At 64.6% G+C, this 17,752-nt stretch carries 16 protein-coding genes and 1 tRNA gene; 10 read left to right on the top strand and 7 right to left on the bottom strand.

The window, feature by feature from the left end:
• Positions 1-123: 123 nt before the first annotated feature.
• Positions 124-963, bottom strand: a complete 840-nt coding sequence (locus tag KF708_10110) for a metal-dependent hydrolase (protein MBX3413029.1) — start codon at positions 961-963, stop codon at positions 124-126.
• 465 nt (positions 964-1,428) lie between these two features.
• Between KF708_10110 and KF708_10105 the strand changes: the two genes are divergently transcribed.
• The 5 genes from KF708_10105 (at position 1,429) to KF708_10085 (ending at position 6,088) form a co-directional block, all read left to right on the top strand.
• A tRNA-Gly gene (locus KF708_10105) sits at positions 1,429-1,504 on the top strand.
• Between the two features lie 131 nt (positions 1,505-1,635).
• Complete coding sequence (gene tig, locus KF708_10100) at positions 1,636-3,135, top strand: trigger factor (protein MBX3413028.1); 1,500 nt, start codon at positions 1,636-1,638, stop codon at positions 3,133-3,135.
• An 87-nt stretch (positions 3,136-3,222) separates the two neighbouring features.
• Positions 3,223-3,858, top strand: coding sequence for an ATP-dependent Clp protease proteolytic subunit (locus KF708_10095; protein ID MBX3413027.1), 636 nt, complete (start codon positions 3,223-3,225; stop codon positions 3,856-3,858).
• A gap of 44 nt (positions 3,859-3,902) precedes the next feature.
• Positions 3,903-4,505, top strand: coding sequence for an ATP-dependent Clp endopeptidase proteolytic subunit ClpP (clpP, locus tag KF708_10090; protein ID MBX3413026.1), 603 nt, complete (start codon positions 3,903-3,905; stop codon positions 4,503-4,505).
• A gap of 188 nt (positions 4,506-4,693) precedes the next feature.
• Complete coding sequence (locus tag KF708_10085) at positions 4,694-6,088, top strand: hypothetical protein (protein ID MBX3413025.1); 1,395 nt, start codon at positions 4,694-4,696, stop codon at positions 6,086-6,088.
• A 100-nt stretch (positions 6,089-6,188) separates the two neighbouring features.
• On the opposite strand, the gene KF708_10080 is transcribed toward KF708_10085, so the two are convergent.
• From KF708_10080 to KF708_10070, 3 genes are all read right to left on the bottom strand, one after another.
• Positions 6,189-6,377 (bottom strand): hypothetical protein, encoded by a 189-nt coding sequence (locus KF708_10080; protein MBX3413024.1) that lies wholly within the window; start codon positions 6,375-6,377, stop codon positions 6,189-6,191.
• Between the two features lie 142 nt (positions 6,378-6,519).
• Entirely contained in the window at positions 6,520-6,888 is a 369-nt protein-coding gene (locus tag KF708_10075; protein MBX3413023.1) for a hypothetical protein, read from the bottom strand.
• Between the two features lie 9 nt (positions 6,889-6,897).
• On the bottom strand, positions 6,898-7,071 hold the full coding sequence (locus KF708_10070; protein MBX3413022.1) for a hypothetical protein: 174 nt from the start codon (positions 7,069-7,071) through the stop codon (positions 6,898-6,900).
• A 162-nt stretch (positions 7,072-7,233) separates the two neighbouring features.
• Here KF708_10070 and KF708_10065 point away from each other — a divergent pair, with 162 nt between their 5' ends.
• From KF708_10065 to KF708_10050, 4 genes are all read left to right on the top strand, one after another.
• Complete coding sequence (locus tag KF708_10065; protein MBX3413021.1) at positions 7,234-8,112, top strand: xanthine dehydrogenase family protein subunit M; 879 nt, start codon at positions 7,234-7,236, stop codon at positions 8,110-8,112.
• Positions 8,113-8,216: 104 nt separating this feature from the next.
• On the top strand, positions 8,217-8,705 hold the full coding sequence (locus KF708_10060) for a (2Fe-2S)-binding protein (protein ID MBX3413020.1): 489 nt from the start codon (positions 8,217-8,219) through the stop codon (positions 8,703-8,705).
• Positions 8,702-10,966: a xanthine dehydrogenase family protein molybdopterin-binding subunit gene (locus KF708_10055; GenBank protein ID MBX3413019.1), complete on the top strand. Its 2,265-nt coding sequence runs from the start codon at positions 8,702-8,704 to the stop codon at positions 10,964-10,966. Before KF708_10060 ends, KF708_10055 begins: the two co-directional genes overlap by 4 nt.
• Positions 10,967-11,091: 125 nt before the next feature.
• Complete coding sequence (locus KF708_10050) at positions 11,092-12,867, top strand: hypothetical protein (GenBank protein ID MBX3413018.1); 1,776 nt, start codon at positions 11,092-11,094, stop codon at positions 12,865-12,867.
• A gap of 58 nt (positions 12,868-12,925) precedes the next feature.
• Here KF708_10050 and KF708_10045 read toward each other — a convergent pair whose 3' ends face one another.
• Positions 12,926-13,561: a response regulator transcription factor gene (locus tag KF708_10045; protein MBX3413017.1), complete on the bottom strand. Its 636-nt coding sequence runs from the start codon at positions 13,559-13,561 to the stop codon at positions 12,926-12,928.
• A 496-nt stretch (positions 13,562-14,057) separates the two neighbouring features.
• Between KF708_10045 and KF708_10040 the strand changes: the two genes are divergently transcribed.
• Positions 14,058-15,440 carry a sigma-54-dependent Fis family transcriptional regulator gene (locus KF708_10040; protein ID MBX3413016.1) on the top strand — a complete coding sequence of 461 codons (1,383 nt, stop codon included), beginning with the start codon at positions 14,058-14,060 and terminating at the stop codon, positions 15,438-15,440.
• An 80-nt stretch (positions 15,441-15,520) separates the two neighbouring features.
• Here the strand turns inward: KF708_10040 and KF708_10035 are convergent, their stop codons facing one another.
• Together KF708_10035 and KF708_10030 are read right to left on the bottom strand one after the other, a co-directional pair.
• Positions 15,521-16,507, bottom strand: a complete 987-nt coding sequence (locus KF708_10035; GenBank protein ID MBX3413015.1) for an HTTM domain-containing protein — start codon at positions 16,505-16,507, stop codon at positions 15,521-15,523.
• Entirely contained in the window at positions 16,504-17,280 is a 777-nt protein-coding gene (locus tag KF708_10030) for a hypothetical protein (protein ID MBX3413014.1), read from the bottom strand. The genes KF708_10035 and KF708_10030 overlap by 4 nt, the downstream gene beginning before the upstream one ends.
• Positions 17,281-17,752: the final 472 nt, after the last annotated feature.

The raw sequence follows: 17,752 nt of genomic DNA, 5'->3' as shown, positions 1-17,752 counted from the left end.
CGCGGTCGCCGCGGCGCCACGAGCCAAACCCGCGCAGAATTCTCGACGTGTTGATGACATGGTTCAAATCCCAACCCGAAGCGTCAGCGAGGGGACTTCACGGGTGGCACTGATCCCGCGGATTTACAGCCAGAGCTGCAAGCGTCCGTCCAGCAGGCCCGGCAGGGCACGTTCGACGCACTCGCGAATCTTTTTCTGATGATAACGTGTGCTGAAGTGCGAAGCGATGATCAACTCGTTGCGGAACTGCTCGCGCCGGGCGACGAAGTCGTCGAGGTGCATGTGCCCGAACTTGTGGATCCGCTCTTTGCGATGGCCGGGGGCGACGAAGGTCAACTCGGTGATCAGCACCTGGGCCTCGAACAGTGCCGGGTTGGCGTCGAGTCCCTCGGGAGCGCTGTCTCCCAGGTAGCCCACCAGCGGAATGCGGACCTCGGCCGTGACGTCGACTCCCGAGAGACGCAAGTCGCGGATCTGCTCGCCGGCCAGTTGCTGGTACTCGGGCTTCAGCTTGCGCCGCCGCTCCCAGACCACGAAGCTCATCGAGGGGACCGTGTGGCGGCTGGCCACGGCCGTCAGCACGTGCTCGCGCGAAAGCTCGACCTCGTCGCCGGGGCGGATCGGTCGCAGGTCGCACGGCATCCGCCCGCGGTCGAGTCGGCTGAAGAGCTTGAGGATCCGTTCCACGTGCTCGATGGTCGACTCGGGAAGATAGATGGTCGGGGGCTCCATCTTCATCATCCGCCGCCGGGCCACGTAGACCGGCAGGGCCACGATGTGGTCGAGATGCGCGTGCGTCACGAACCACGTGGGCGTGCTCATGAACGACCAGGGCTGCGCGCCCAGGTCGAATCCCACCTTGAGCTCGGGAATGCGCCAATACGTCTGCACGGCTGCCCGCGAGTAACCCTCGATGGTGAGGTTTTTGTGGACAAACGATTTGACCGGCAGGTTCTGGATCATGGCTTGGGGGCGGGCGGCGCGCGAAAGGCGTCAGTGTAGACCAGATGCGAAGGGGCACAACCGGCGCTTTCGGGGCGCGAGCCTGACGGCAGGATCGGGTGTCTAGCTTTCGAGTGCTGGCACGGTGCCCACTGGCATTGCTGGCGAAGTATTCTAGAATCGTCGAGTGCCAGACACGCGGGCGTGGTTGCGGGCTCGCCGTCAGGCAGGGCTCGGGCTGGGCCCCGGAGCGACAAGTTGCCACGGCCGCTAGCGCGGCGGCGCTGTGACAGCCGGCTGGCACGCCGGTGAAGCAGGGCGCGCAAGCGGTCGAATCGTCAAATTCGACCGCATCCGGCCGGGGATGCAACTGCCCTTGCAAGTCGGTATGCGAAACCTATAATCCGAAGGTTCCAGTCTATAGCTTGGAACCCACGGGACGATCACGCTTTGAGTTCGCCCGGCTGGCGTAGAAGAGCTCAACGGGCGGGTGTAGCTCAGTTGGTAGAGCACGACGTTGCCAACGTCGTTGTCGTGGGTTCGAATCCCATCACCCGCTCCATTTTACACTTGCGCTCACGACCGTGAGCGGCGTTTTGCGCGAGGCCGCAAGACGCGGGAGGCCGGCTGCAACCGTCGCACCGGCCCGGCAGCAGCAAATCCGGCCGCCAGCAAATCTGGCAGAAACGAGAAATGGCTATCTCCGAGAAGCAGGGCGCGGCCGTGGCGGATGACGCCGCGGACGAAGGCGCGCAGAGCAAGAAGTTGCACCTCGACGTGCAGATCGAGTCCCGTGGCGCGTGCCAGCGGCACCTCACCGTCAAGGTGGCCCGCGAGGACCTGGATCGCTATTTCGACGAGGCCTTTAGCGAGTTGATGGGCTCGGCCGCCGTGCCCGGCTTTCGTGCCGGTCGTGCGCCGCGCAAGCTCGTCGAGGCCCGCTTCAAGAAAGACGTGACCGATCAGGTGCGCAATTCGTTGCTCATCGACGCTCTGTCGCAGGTCACCGAAGACAACAATCTGGCCGCGATCAGCGAGCCCGACTTCGATCCCAGCGCCGTGGTGCTGCCGGACGAGGGGCCGCTGACCTTCGAGTTCGACCTCGAAGTGCGGCCCGAGTTCGATCTGCCCGAGTGGCAGGGGCTCAAGCTCGAGCGTCCCGTGCGCGAGTTCAGCGACGCCGACGTCGAGGCCGAGCTGCAGAAGGTCTTGGCGCGTCGGGGCCGCTTGGTCCCCTTCGACGGCTCCGCTTCGGCGGGCGACTACGTCGTGACGAATCTCTCCTTCAAGGACGGCGACGAGACGATCTCGAGCAGCAACGAAGAGGTGATTCGCATCCGTCCCGTGTTGAGCTTCCGCGACGGCAAGATCGAGAAGTTCGACAAGCTCATGCAGGGCGTGAAGGCGGGCGAGACGCGCGAAGGCAAGGCGAAGCTCACCGAAGACGCTCCGAACGAAGCGCTCCGCGGCAAGGAAGTGACCGCCGTGTTCGAGGTACTCGAGGTCAAGCAGCTCGAGACGCCCGAGATGACGCCCCAATTGCTTGAAGAACTGGGGGGCTTCGACGACGAAGAACAACTGAAGAAGGCGATTCTCGAGAGCCTCGAACGCCGGCTCAGCTATACGCAGCAGCAGCGGACGCGGCAGCAGATTTTGCAGGCCCTCACGGTCACCGCCGACTGGGAGCTCCCCCCCGAGTTGCTCCAGCGCCAGTCGCAGCGCGAGCTGTACCGTGCGGTGCTCGAGCTACAGCGTAGCGGCTTCAGCGACGACGACATCCGCGCCCACGAGAACGAGCTGCGGCAGAACAGCCGCGCCGCCACGGCTCGAGCTCTCAAGGAGCACTTTATCCTCGAGCGGATCGCCGAGGAGGAGAAGATCGAGGACACGCCGGCCGATTACGATGCCGAGATCGCGCTGATCGCGTGGCAGTCGGGCGAGACTCCGCGCCGCGTCCGCGCCCGGCTCGAGAAGCAAGGCCAAATGGACGCCCTGCGCAACCAGATCATCGAGCGCAGGGTCATCGATCTCATCATGTCGAAGGCCACCGTCAAGGACGTGCCCTACAAGCTCGAAGAAGCGGACGCCGAGGCCCTTGACCAGGCGGTGGGTGGGGCCGAAGAATCAGATATCCCCGTGGCCGAGCACTCTGAAGGCGCCCAGCCGATGGGAGAAACTCCGCGCCGCGGCTAAGTTCTCCGTGGCCCCTGCCCCCAGGAGCCCCGGATCGACGGAGTGGCCAGCTCGACGGAGTGTCTGGGAACAACTGAAGGATCGCACATGCACGACGCCGTTCGTTTTCCGATACAAGATTCGCACGCCTCCCACCGCGATTATCAGCGGCAGCGTCAGATGACGCTGGGCGATCTGCTGCTGGAAAACCGCATCATTTTCCTGCAGGGTGAGATCTACGACGGCAACGCCAACGAAATCGTCATGAAGTTGCTGTTCTTGCAGAGCGAAAATCGCCGCAAGGATATCCACTTCTACATCAACTCGCCCGGCGGCAGTGTCACCGCGACGCTGGCCATGTACGACACGATGCAGATTCTGAGCTGCCCCGTGGCCACCTACTGCGTGGGTCTCGCCGCCAGCGGCGGCGCCGTCATTTTGGCCGGCGGCACCAAGGGCAAGCGTTTCGCCCTGCCCCATGCCAAGGTGATGATCCATCAGCCCTACGGCCAGGTGGGCGGGCAGGTCTCGGATATCGAGATCCAGGCGGACGAAATCATCAAGACGCGCGAGGTGCTCAACCGCATTCTCGCGAACCATACGGGCCAGCCGATCGAGCGCATCGCCAAGGACACCGATCGCGATCGTTATCTGGCGGCGGCCGAAGCCAAGGAATACGGCCTCGTCGACGAGATCCTCACCAAGCCCCCCATGGGCGACGGCGAAGAGGAAGAAAAGAAGTAGGCCCGGCTTCCGCAACGCACACATCAGACGGAGCGAACGAGCGTATGCCTCTCATCCCCTACGTGATCGAGAAGAGTGGCCGCGAAGAGCGGGCGATGGACATCTACAGCCGCCTGCTCAAGGACCGCATCGTGTTCCTGGGCAGCGGCGTGAACGACGAGGTGGCCAATGCCATCGTCGCGCAGCTCCTGTTTTTGCAGTCCGAGGATCCGAAGGCGGACATCCACCTGTACATCAATTCGCCCGGTGGCAGCGTCAGCGCCGGCCTGGCGATCTACGACACGATGCAGTTCGTCCAGTGCGACGTCGCCACGTACTGCATCGGCCAGTGCGCCTCGATGGGGGCCGTGCTCCTCACCGCCGGCGCCAAGGGCAAACGCTTCGCGCTGCCGAATTCGCGGATCATGATCCACCAGCCGCTCGCCGGCATGGAAGGCACCGCCGAGGAGATCATGATCCACGCCAAAGAGTTCAAGAAGGTCAAGCAGAAGCTCAACGAGATTCTCATCAAGCACACGGGCCACCCGCTCGAGAAGATCGAGCAGGACACGGACCGCGACCGTTTCATGACGGCCGAAGAGGCCAGCGACTACGGATTGGTCGACCGCGTGATCGCGCACATGGAAGCCAAGATCGTCCCGGAATAGCGAAGCCGTGGCCCCCGGCCGGCACTTCCCGCGTGCCCTCAGCCTGTGGCCCGATTTCGCCAGGTAGCCTCACTTCCCGCACTCGGGCTATCTGACCAGCGCCTGTGAAGGAACACAACCGAGACAGCCATCTGCCTGCGTGCAAGGCCGCGCGCGGACAGCCGGCCCCTTTTGCGCCCGAGGTCAACATGGATGGTTGGCGAATCGCGACGGTCGTAGCGACCTGCTTTCTAGCCGCTGGCTGCCAATCGGGAGCGGAGCTGCGCACCCAGTTGCTCGAGCGCGAGCTGCGCATGCAGGAAGACTGCATCTTCGATCTGGAAAACCAGCTCGACGCCACCGAACGGCGCCTCGAGGCGACACGCCGCGAGAACGAGGCGTTGCGCCGCGAGAAGGGCTCGCCCTCCGGCCGAACGGGGGGCTCGCGCGACGAGGGCTACTACGAACCGCCGGTTACGTCGCCTCCCACGGTGAGCGCCCCGGCGGTCGAATCGAATATTCCGTTTGTCCCCCTACCCTCGACGGGCCCGCTCGAAGAAGCTCCCCCCTATCAGGGACCGCCCACGCTCGACCCCATCGATCCGTCGGCCCCGCCGTCGTCGTCTCTGCCTCCCATGTCGGGCTCGGGCGTTGAGCTACTGCCCGACGGCTCGGCGAGCATGATGGACGGCGAGCAGACCCCCCTCAAGCGGCTGCAGTTCCTCATGCAGAGCCAGGCGGTGGAACCCGAGGAGACCGACTTCCACATCACGGGCATCACGCTGAACCGCATGCTCACCGGCGGTTACGATCTCGACGATCGCTTCGGCGACGAGGGGGTCATGGTGGTGATCGAACCGCGAAACGCGGCCGGGCGGATCGTGAATGTTCCGGCCCAGGTTTCGATCGTGCTACTCGATCCATCGCAGCCGCCGCCGACGGCCCGCGTCGCGCGGTGGGACTTTACCGCCGACGAGGCCGCGAACCACTTCCGCCGCTCGCGACTGGCGCGTGGCATGCACTTCCAATTGCCCTGGCCCGACCGTCCGCCCGCTCAGCAAGATCTCGAACTGCACGTACGGGCCATCACCACCGACGGCCACGAGTTGCGGGCTCAACGGGCCGTGACGATCGACATTCCGGGACGTCCCAGCCATCGCTGGACCTCGGCCGGCGCGGCGCGCCACAACGGCGCGAGGGGAGACGCCTTGGGACACGAGTATGCTGGCCCCCTGGCACCGGCCCGCCAAGAGCCGACGCTGGCCCTGGCGCCGGCGGACGATTCGCAATACGGCGAGACGTACGTCGCGGAGTCGGGGCTCCAGCCGACGTTGCTGTTGCCACCGGAAGAGAGCGAACCGGTGCAGCAGGTCTCGACGACCGCTCGGCATGACGCGGCGCCGTTGCCGCCGATGTCGCTCGAGCAGGCGGCCGATGGGCTGCTGCTTGCCGATGAAATCGCGCCGCAATCGCTGGCCGCGACTCCACGCCAAGCGGAAGAACCTCGCCGATTGGAACTCGGCACCGGCGTCGACGCGCCGCGTCCTCTCGCGCCACAGCCACAGGCGAGGCGTCGTAGCGCCGAATGGTCGCCTTACCGATGAGCCACGATCGCGCGTAGGTCAGGTACGCCGTACCTGACAATGGTGCGACATGGCGAACTCGACAGATTGTCAGGTACGGGGTACCTGACCTACAAGACGCCTAGCGTTCGTCGAGGTTCCAGTTGCCGATGATGACCTCGGCGCCTGGGGTGAGCTGGCGGAGCTTCTCGGCCATCATGTGCTTTTCCGAGACGGTGGCCTTGGCGAGCTTCAGCTTGTACTTGGCCAGCTTCTTGCGGCGATGACGGCGTCGCTTGATCTCTTGATGACGATCGCTGATACCACTCACGCGTGGACTCCTGGCTAAGAGAGTTTGATTTGGTGCCGGACGGGGGGCCGCCGAGCCCCACTGCTCAGGCCGCCGCATCCCCTGGAACGCCCAACTGGCCCAGGTGCAAGTTAGCCCTTGTACCACGGCCAAGGGGGCCGGGTCAACGCGGGGGTGACGCATCCATTTCCGCCGGGTGAGTATGGTCTCTTGGAGGCCCGAGTTTCCGCATCGCCAGATACGAACAAGCCGCGAAGGCACCGGCAATGACGGCAATCAGGAGCAGTGTCTGCCGGTCCGCAGGCGACATGATCGCGACGAAGATGGATTCCCATTTCTGTTCGCTATCGCCGGGTGTGAGGTCGACTGCGATCCGAACAAGAACCCAGGCTCCCACGATTCCAAGAACGATGAACCCTAGTCCCAAGAGCAACGTCACCAAATGGGATATGGCGCGAAGTTGACGGCGTAACGACGCCTGCAGCTTGTCGCTCTGCTCGGCTGCTGGCGCGTCGTAAGGGTTTTCGCGCATGACAGCCTCTCACATCAGCATCCGCGGTACCGCAGCGACAAGGGATACTAACAACGTTACCACGATCACGATGGCAATGAACTTCTCGATCACGATGCCGCGTGAAGGGTCGGCATCGTACGACGGCGACTCCGCGGCGTCTGCCTGTTCGAGCGGCGTTTGGTAAGGGTTGTCTTCGGCCATGCTCGCATTCTAACCGGATGTGGCCGTCGCAACCGCCGATGGCCGAGCTCTATTCCCCGTCTTTCGGCTGCTTGACACCCTCCCTCGCGCAGCCGGTATACTTGCTGTTTCGTGCGTCGTGGCAGCTTGGGCAGATCAGGCTTCGTGCAGGATACCGCTACCTTGAAAGATTTCGATTACGCGGCGGCCAGTACCGTCGACGAGGCGGTCAGCCTGCTGGCCGCGCAGGGAGATCGCGCCCGGGTGCTGGCCGGTGGCACCGACATCATCGTGCAGCTTCGCGAAGGGCTCCGTTCGGCCGACCTGGTGGTCGACGTGAAGAAGATTCCCGAGCTGGTGCGCTACGAGTTCGACGCGAAACGAGGCCTGCGCCTCGGCGCGGCCACCTCCTGCTACCAGATCTACGGCGACGAGGCCCTCAAGCAGGCCTATCCCGCCCTGATCGACTCGGCAAGCTTGATCGGCGGCTGGCAGATTCAGGGTCGGGCCTCGATCGGCGGTAACTTGTGCAACTCGTCGCCGGCGGCCGATTCGATCCCCTCGCTGATCGCCTTGGCAGCCGTGGCCGAGATCGCCGGTCCACAGGGGGTGCGCGACGTACCGGTCGAGAAGTTCTGCACCGCGCCCGGTCGCAACGTGCTCGGTCGGGGCGAGTTCCTCGTGGCACTCAAGTTTCCCGCGCCGGTCGCACGCTCGGGCAGCGCCTACCTCCGTTTCATCCCGCGCAACGAGATGGACATCGCCGTCGTGGGGGCGGGGGTGTGGGTGCGATTGAACGACGCGGGCAACAAGATCGAAGAAGCGCGGATCGGGCTGGCGGCCGTCGCGCCGACGCCGCTGTTGGCCGAAGAGGCGAGCACGTGGCTCGCCGGCAAGCCGACCGACGAGAAGACCTACGCCGAGGCAGGCGAGTTGGCGAAGAAGATTGCCACTCCGATCAGCGATCGCCGCGGCCCGGCCGACTATCGCACGCACCTGGTCGGCGTGTTGATCAAGCGGGCGCTGGCCAAGGCCGTTGAGAGAGCAGGGGCCAGTGGTTAGTGGCCAGTGGGCGGATGTGAAAACGCCCGAAACATCCACTGACCTCAAATACGAACAACTGCCCACTGACCACTGACCCCTGCCCACTAAAAAAAAGGCATTCCGTGGCCAAGAAAACCCACGTTACGACGACGATCAATGGCGAGCCGGTCGAGTTCTTGTGCGAGCCGCGGCAGAGTCTGCTTGAGGTGTTGCGCGACGTGCTGCGGCTGACCGGGTCGAAGGAAGGCTGCAACAACGGAAATTGCGGCGCCTGCACGGTGCTCGTCGACGGCGTGCCGGTCGACTCGTGCCTGGTGCTGGGGGTCGAGGCGGAAGGGGCGGCGATCACGACGATCGAAGGGCTCGCCTGCGATGCACAGTTGCACCCGTTGCAGCAGTGCTTCCTGGAAGGGGCCGCCTTGCAGTGTGGCATCTGCACGCCGGGCTTCCTCATGGCCGCCAAGGCGCTGTTGGATCGCGACCCGCATCCCAGCGAGCACGACATTCGCTTCCACCTGGCGGGCAATCTCTGCCGTTGCACCGGTTACGACAAGATCATCCGCGCCGTGCAAGCGGCCGCCGAACAAGTCAACGAGGGAGTTGCGCGATGAAACGGGACGCCGAATCCGAGAAGTCGTATAAGGTGATCGGCACTCGCCCCGTGCGGCACGACGGCGCCGACAAGGTGACCGGCCGCGCCATTTACGGCGCCGACGTGCAAATGGCCGGTCTCATCCACGGCCGTATCTTGCGCAGTCCCCACGCGCACGCGAAGATCAAATCGATCGACACCTCGGCGGCCCAGAAGCTGCCGGGCGTGCTTGGGGTCATCACGGGTCACGATTTTCCCGACGCGGCCAGCCGCATCGCCGAGTTGGGCGAAGGAGCCGTGAACCTCGCTCATCTGAGCGCGAACTGCCTGGCTCGGGACAAAGCCCTGTATAAAGGGCACGCCGTGGCCGCCGTGGCGGCCGTTTCTCCCCATGTGGCCGAAGAGGCCCTGTCGCTCATCAAGGTCGACTACGAGCCGCTGCCGTCCGTCACCTGGGTGCTCGACGCGATGCAGCCGGGCGCGCCCATCTTGCACGGCGACCTGCGCACCGACGAACTCGGGAAGAAGGGGGAGGAGGAGACGAACGTCGGCGTTCATCTCCAATTCGAAATTGGCGACATCAAGAAGGGCTTTGCCGAGGCCGACGTCGTCGTCGAGCGCGAGTTCCGCACGGCGACCGTGCATCAAGGCTACATCGAGCCGCACGCCGCCACGGCGCTGTGGAACGAAGAGGGACATCTCACGGTCTGGACCTCGACGCAGGGCTCCTTCACGGCGCGGCAGCAGACGGCCGAGCTGCTGCAGATTCCGGTCTCGAAGGTAACCGTCGTGCCGACGGAGATCGGCGGCGGATTCGGCGGCAAGATCACGGTCTATCTCGAACCGGTGGCAGCGCTGTTGAGCCGCAAGACGGGCCGTCCGGTGAAGATGACCATGTCGCGGCAAGACGTGTTCGAGGGGACCGGCCCCACGCCCGGCTCCTTCATGCGGATGAAGATCGGCGCTAAGAAAGACGGTAAGCTCACCGCGGCCGAGGCGTATCTGGCGTACGACGCTGGCGCATTTCCGGGCGGCGTGATCAACCCCGGCTGCATGTGCGTCTTCAGTTGCTATGAGTTGGAAAACGCCAAGGTCGACGGCTACGACGTGGTGATGAACAAGCCGAAGTCGGCGGCGTACCGCGCGCCCGGCGCCACACAAGCGGCCTTTGCCTGTGAATCGGTCATCGACGAGCTGGCCGAACGCCTGGGCATCGACCCGATCGACTTCCGCCTCAAGAACGCGGCGAAGGAAGGGACACGCCGCGTCGATGGCCCGGTCTATCCCAAGGTGGGCCTCATCGAAACGCTCGAGGCGGTCAAGCAGAGCGAGCACTACCGCTCGAAGCTGGCAGGTCCCTATCGCGGCCGGGGCGTGGCCTGCGGATTCTGGTTCAATATCGGGCTCAAGTCGAGTGCCGCCGCGAATGTGAACGCCGACGGCACCGTCACGCTGATCGAAGGCTCGACCGATATCGGCGGCACGCGCACTTCGGTCGCCATGCAACTGGCCGAGACGCTCGGCATTGCCGCCGAGGACGTCATTCCGCGCGTCGTCGACACCGATAGCGTCGGCTACACCGACGTCACGGGAGGCAGCCGCGTCACGTACGCCACCGGTATGGCGGCGCACGAGGCGGCCCTCGATATCCAGCGGCAAATGTGCGAGCGCGCCGCCTTCCTGTGGGAGTGCGCCGCCGCCGACGTCACGTGCGAAGGCGATAAGTACCTGGCCAAAGGCAAGTCGATCACGTTCAAGGAACTGGCCGAGCAGTTGCACAAGACGGGGGGCCCCGTCGTCGGCCGCGGGGCGGTCGATCGCGAAGAGAATACGAACGGCTTCGCTACCCACCTGGCCGACGTCGAGATCGATCCCGAGACGGGCAAGGTGACCGTGCTGCGGTACACGATCGCCCAGGACGCCGGCCGCGCGATTCATCCCAGCTATGTCGAAGGACAGATGCAGGGGGGCGTCGCGCAGGGGATCGGCTGGGCGCTCAACGAAGAGTACCTGTACGACGATCAGAACCGCATGACGAACGCCAGCTATCTCGATTACCGCATGCCGACGGCGCTCGATCTGCCGATGATCGAAACAATCATCGTCGAGGTGCCCAATCCCTCGCACCCGTTCGGCGTGCGTGGCGTGGGCGAGACGCCGATCGTGGCTCCGCCGGCGGCGGTCGCGGCGGCGGTCTACCGTGCCGCGGGCACGCGGATGTTCGAACTGCCGATGTCGCCCCCCCGGGTGTGCGCGGCCATGCAGCACAAGCAGGGCTAACGTCTGGGTGTTTCTCCAGCCCTCGGAAGAATGCGTTGCAAGGGGCGCCGCCGCGGACGACAATGCGCGCGGAAGGGACCGTTCGAAATACCAGCATTCTGCTGCGGAACGAGAGGGGGCGTCGCATGAGTGTTCGCAGGCTCTGTCGCGCGCACGCGCTGTTGTGGTGCGGATTGTCGTGGCTGGTGTTGCCCGCCGCGGTCGCCCAGCAAACCAGCGATGAGTTGGAGGCGGCGCGTCTGGTCGATGAGGCCCTCTCGCACGAGGTGCAAGGAGACGAGGCCGGCCGTCGGCAACTGTTGGACGAGGCGATCCGTCGCTTTCCCGATTTTGCCCCGGCCCGCTGGCAGGCCGGCTTCGTGCGGCAGGAGGGGGGCTGGCTCGATCTCAAGCACGCGCGTGGGTCGGCGGCCGAGAATCCCACGCTGCTCGAGTATTATCGCCGACGCGACGCCTCGGCCGCGACCGTGGCGGCACAGCTTCAACTGGCTCGCTGGTGTGAGCGCCACGGTCTCGAGGCTCAGCGCAAGGCCCATCTGACGAGCGTGCTCACGCTCGATCCCGGCCATGCGGTGGCGCGTCGCGAGTTGGGCTATTTGCGCATCGGCGGAAACTGGATCCGCCAGAGCGGACTTGCCGAGCAAAAAAAGGAACTCGAAGCGCGCCGCCGTGCCTTCGAGCGCTGGCAACCGATCGCCGTGGCCATTCGCACCGGGCTGAAGAGTCCCGAGCCATCCAAGCGAACCAAAGCGCTCGACCAATTGCGCGGCATTCAAGAGGCGTCGGCCATCGAGGCCCTGGAATGGACCTTTGCCGGAGACGAGTTGAATCTCGTGCAACCGGTGCTCGACGTTTGCATGCAGCTCGAAGGGCCGGTGGTGTCCGCGTCGCTGGGACGCTTCGCGGCTTTCTCTCCCTCGATGGACGTGCGGCTGGCGGCGGCCGCGCATTTGGCCAGGCGCTCGGAACGCGAAACGGTGCCTCCCTTGCTCGATCTGCTGAGCACACAGATCGAAGATCGCATCGACTACATGGTCTCGCCGGTGGGGCGATTATACGTGCGGCACCTCTTCTATCGCGAAGGATCGAACAGCCGGTACTTTTTCGTGTCGGATCTCGATTACTACCCGCAAGCGAAGCTCGAGTCTGCCGCCCGTAGCGAGGTGGGCAACAATCTCGCGATGCGGTTCAACCACTATCTCGCGCACGGGAAGATGGAGCGCGATCTCGGCGCCGAGCAGCAGGCCGTCGCCAGGGCCAACGAGTCGATTGCCGAGATCAATTCCCGCGTGATCTGGGTACTGCAGCGATTGTTGAAAGCGGATCTCGGCCATGATCCCTACGCCTGGTGGCAGGCGTGGTATGGTGCCTACAGCACGCCGCGCGGCGAGAAGCAGATCCATGCCACGTTTCAGCGCAAACAAGAATCGGTCGCCTGTCCGACATGCGAAGCGGCGTTCGGCGCCAAGATACAAACCGAGCGGGGTGCGATTCCGATCGAAGAGCTGCTCGTCGGCGATCGTGCGCTTTCGCAAAATCCCGCCACGGGCGAATTGACCTTCCAGCCGGTGCTATTCGTCTCGCACACCGCCGATGCGCATGAGGTGGTTACGCTGCGCATTGCAGAGAACGAGCTCGATGCCACGCCCATACAACGTTTTTGGGTAGTGGGGCGTGGCTGGATCGCGGCGGCCGACTTGAAACCGGGAGACCGCATCCACGGCCTGCACGGCTCGTCGCGCGTCGAGAGTGTCTCGGCCGGCAAGCAAGCCAAGACCACGCACGTCGTCATCGACGGAGCCCAGAACGCCTTTCTGGGGCCAGGTGCCCTGCTCGGGGGCGATCACGCTCGTCGCGAGACCGAAGAGCAGCCGCTTCCCGGTCTGAAGAAGTCGCCCTAGAGAACGCGTCGCAACTCGTGCGGCGTCGCGTGCTCGTCTACAGCCGGCACGAGGCGTTTCAGACGAGACCCTTGCGCACGGCCCAGACGGCGGCCTGCGTGCGATCGGTGCATTCGATCTTGCGCAGGATGTTCTGCACGTGCTCCTTGACCGTTTCGACGCTGATCGAGAGGGACTGTCCGATCTCTTTGTTGCTCAGGCCCAGGGCCACGTGGCGCAGCACTTGGCTCTCGCGCTGGGTGAGGGGCATTTCCCCTTCGTCGAAGACCATGCTCGTCGTGCGCAAGGTGCCCGCCACGCGGCGCACCTCGGGGCTCCACGCCGGCGCGGCCGAGGACATCACGGCGTTGATCGCCCGCAGCAACTCGTCGCGCCCCGCCCCCTTGAGCAGGTAGTCGCTGGCCCCCAGCGTGATGGCGCGGGCAATATACGTCGGGTTGTCGTAGGTCGAGAGGACGATGATCCGCGTCTCGGGGAGCTTCTCCTTGATGTCTCCCAGGGCGTCGAGCCCGTCCCGCTCGGGCATGCGGATATCGAGCAGAATGACGTCGGGCTTCAACTCGAGTGCCTTGCTGAGCGCTTCGTGGCCATTGCCCGCCTCGGCCACGACTTCGATTTCGCCGTCGCTCAATAGGCTGCGGAGGCCGGAGCGAACCACTTCGTGGTCGTCGACAATCATCACCCGAATCGCCATTCGTTCCTCGTCCTTAGTGAGTATGGGGTCTAGGTATCTTCACCTATCGAGCCCTATCGGCTCAGCGGCAAAGTCCGCCTGTGGCGGAAGATTAGCCCCCTCACACGTAGAGTAGGCCGTGCCTAGATCGGGTGGTAGTCCCCAGACGACGTTGGCGAACCACCAAAAAGCGGGGGGTGGTGTGTCACAGGGGGAATCCATTCCCCGATCGGTTGATGACGGTTGTAGGGCTCATAACGTTCGCCCCACGCCAGCGTTACGTGGAGATCGTTTCCTCATGTTTCCGTGACGCGCGGCGCGTTGACGCTCAACCTCGTGTGACGTAGATATTTTTCGACAAGCGCTGTCGTTACTTCTCCCCAACGAACGGCCAGCGATTGGCTTGATCTCGTTTCGCGGCTCGCCACGCCGGGCCCGAAACCGGATTGCGCCCTTCGCACCGTCGAGCACGCAGGCGGCTCGACCAGGGACCGAATTCAGCCGGGTGAGAAGATCCATGAAACAGGGCACGCTGCTGCTCGTCGACGACGACCGCCACATCCTCACTTCGATGGCCGACTGGCTCCGCGAGCAGGGTTACCTGCTTGAGACCGCGGCCAGCTACGCCGAAGCGATCAAGGCCATCGATCGCAAGCCCTACGACCTGGTGCTGGCCGACATTCGGCTCGGCGATGGCGACGGCTTCGACGTGCTCGAGCATTGCCGCCGCACGCGTCCGAACACGCTGGTCATCCTGCTCACCGGCTACGGCACCGTCGAAACCGCCATCGAAGCCATTCGCGCCGGCGCGTTCGACTTCCTGACCAAGCCCTTGATCGACGAAGAACTCGAGTTGGCCATCGACCGCGCGCTCAACCAGCGCCAGGTCATCGAAGAAAACAAGAATCTCAAGGCGCAGCTCGACCTGCGCTTCGGCATCGACAACATCGTCGGCCACGATCCGCGCATGCAGCGTATCTTCGACCTGATCGAGAGTGTGGCCGATACCAAGGCCACGGTGCTCATCACGGGCGAAAGCGGCACGGGCAAGTCGCTCGTCGCCCGCGCGATCCACCGCCGCAGCGCGCGCCGCGACAAGCCGTTTGTCGAGGTGGCTTGCGGGGCGCTGCCCGAGACCCTGCTCGAATCGGAACTCTTCGGCCACGTGGCCGGTTCGTTCACCGGCGCCACCGGCGATCGCCTGGGCAAGTTCCTGCAGGCCGATAGCGGCACGATCTTCCTCGACGAAATCGGCACCGCCAGTCCTGGTCTGCAGGTCAAGCTGCTGCGCGTGCTGCAGGATTTCGAGTTCGAGCCGGTCGGCGGCACGAAGACCTTCCGCGTCGATACACGGGCCATCCTGGCCACGAACGAGGATCTGACGCGTGCGGTGGCCGAAGGGCGCTTCCGGCAAGATCTGTACTATCGCATCAACGTGATCAACATCGAGCTGCCCAGTCTCCGTGAGCGGATTGCCGATATTCCGCTTTTGGCGAAGCACTTCCTCGAGAGTGTGTGCGAGGAGTCGGGGCGCAAGGTGCGCGGCTTCTCGGAAAATGCCTTGGCCGCCATGCAACGCTATCGCTGGCCGGGCAACGTCCGCGAGCTGCAGAACGTCGTCGAACGCGCGGTGCTGCTGGGCAAGGGAGAAATGATCGAGCCCGACGATCTGCCCGCCCAGTTGGCGGCGGCCGCGCCGGTCTCCGTGCAGCCGGTCGAAGGTCGCACGTTGAAGCAGGCGCTCAGCTCGCCGGAGCGTCAGATCATTCTCGACGTGCTCGAGAGCAACGGTTGGAACCGTCAGCTTACGGCCGAGAAGCTCGGCATCAACCGCACGACGCTCTACAAGAAGATGAAGCGTCTGGGGCTGGAAGAGCACGAACAACGCGTGGGGCGTTAATCGGGCGTGCAGGCCGGCGAGCTTAAAGGGCGGGAGGCACAGGCTGTCCTGCCCGTGCTGGGTTCGGCCACCCCTCGCGCTCAAGCCGCAGCCAGTCCCCCCGAGACTTCTTCGCGTCCCAGCTTGCCGGTGGCGAGCCGCATCGACGCGGGCTCGACGAAGCTCAACCCCGCGAGGAAGATCAGCAGGGCAAACAGGTGCAGGCCGGTCGCCAGCGCCAGCAGGCCCCACATCACGGCCGAGATCCCCAAGAGCAGCGGACGTCCCAGGCGATTCCAGATCAGCACCGGGAAGAGCAGCTCGAAGAGCATCTGGGCGTGCGTCCAGGCATTCACCACGTAAGGGTGGCTGGCCAGCATGCCCGTGAAGTCGACGGTGCGCGACTCGGGCCGGGCCAGCAACCACCACACGGCGAGTCCGTTCCACCAGGCGTCGCCGTACATTTTGGCCAGGGCCATCATCACGTAGACGAGCACCAGGTGGACCTGGATGAGTCGCGTGGCGACCGTGGCCGCCCAACTCAAGTGCGCGGTGGCGCGTTCGTCGGGTCGACCGGTGCTCGCGGCGCGACGCCGCGCCGTCTGCCAGGCATCGACCGAGAGATACTGCCCGCATGGCGCGAAGCAGAGATAGAACATCAGGAAGGCCAGAATCGGTTCTGCCTGTCCCGTCAGTTGCGGACCGCGGTGAATGTAGGAGATCACCACGATGAAGGCGAGAATCGAGCTGACGCGCGTGAAATAGCCGACGGTGAAGGCCAGGAGCACCGCCGTGCCCAGGAACTGCGAGAGCCACAACTCGAGCGGCGAGCTGGCGAAGTCGAGATAGGAGACTTCCGTCGGGCTATAGGACATCGAGTTGACGAACGATAATGGCAACAAGCCGTCGGGGCCGAAGAACGTCGTCAGATCGGGCGCATAGGTGATCTGCCAATACAACGCCACGACGCCCACCAGCGCGCGCAACACGCACAGCGAATAGGGGTCGCGCGGGGCAAACCAGAACTGGTTCCAACCGTTGCCGAATTGCTCGGTCAGCTCGTTGAAATAGCTGCTCACCGCGTTCATGGCGTGCTCCTGGGGGCGGCGGGGCCGGAAGCGGGGGCCGCGGGCGAGGTCGTGCCGGGCGCGGGGGCCGTCGTCGCCGGAGGCGGAGCGGTCGTGGCCGGTGTATTCATTGAACCACCGCCGAACAGGGCGTCGTCGTCCGACGTCTTCACCAGGTTCACCTGACCTTCTTCCGTGCGCACGACTTGTGCTTCGTACAGCGTGCGATAGCGGCGGGCGTCGTAAGGGTCGGCTACCGAGAGATCGGGAGATCGGGCGTCGTCCATATTCAGCACGAAATGCCCCCGGCTACGGAACGTGGCCTTCGAGGCCTTCAGCGGCGCCATGACGGCCCCCGAGAGCGCCTGCGGCAACAGGGGTTCGATGGCGTCATTGCCGACGGCGCTTCCGACATTGGCCGCCAGCATCTGGTAACGCTGTTCTCGGACACGGGGCCAGATGTTTTCTTCCGGGATGAGCACCTGCCGGATGTTGCCGTCGGGCAGCGTCACGTCGATTTGCAGTTGCTGATCGACGTCGAAGGTCTCGCCATACGTCAGATAGAACTTGTAGTTCAAGTCCATGTCGAGCAGTTGCAGGTAGTAGGCCGGCAAGCGGCGCAGACCCAACATGAGTCGCGACGTCGCTTGATCGTTGCCGCTGCTCGACAGGGCAGCCACGCCCAAGAAGAACAGGTGGACAACGAGAAGCAAGCTGACCACCGTGCGGATGAGCGGATCGGGGAGCGATGCCGACGGCGTGGGCGCAGCAGGTGCGCGAGAGACAGAAGACATGAGCAATGATCGCGTCGCGGGCCGGGAGGGAGGAGGACGCTCGGATTAGCGCCTACTACTCTATCGGACTCGCAAGGCGCGTTGCGTCGGCCGCGATTCGTACGCTGGCACAACCGCAACAACAAAAAAAGCCGGATCTTCCCGAAGGAAGATCCGGCTTTTGTATGAGCTTCGCGACGTTCGGTCGAAACCGAACGGAGCGGCCACTCACGTTCAATTCAGCTTAGCGACGGAACTGGACCGTGCGGAAGCCGAACGGAGCGCGATCGAGGCTGGCGGCAGCCGGAGCCGGGGGGGCTTCAGCAGCGGGAGCGGCCTCGGCCGGGGCACCACCGCAATCACCAGCGCAGCTGCCCGAGCAGGGGGCCGGACCGCAGCAGCTGTTGCCGTGGCAACCGTGGCAGCCGTGGCAGCGATGACGACGACCGCAGCAGCGGTTGCCGAACAGACGACGACGGCCGTGGCACGAGCA

Source organism: Pirellulales bacterium, assembly GCA_019636335.1.
In the GTDB taxonomy this organism is placed as follows: Bacteria; Planctomycetota; Planctomycetia; order Pirellulales; family JAEUIK01; genus JAHBXR01.
Note: the sequence above shows the minus strand (reverse complement) of the source record. Positions and strands in the feature narration are given on the sequence as shown.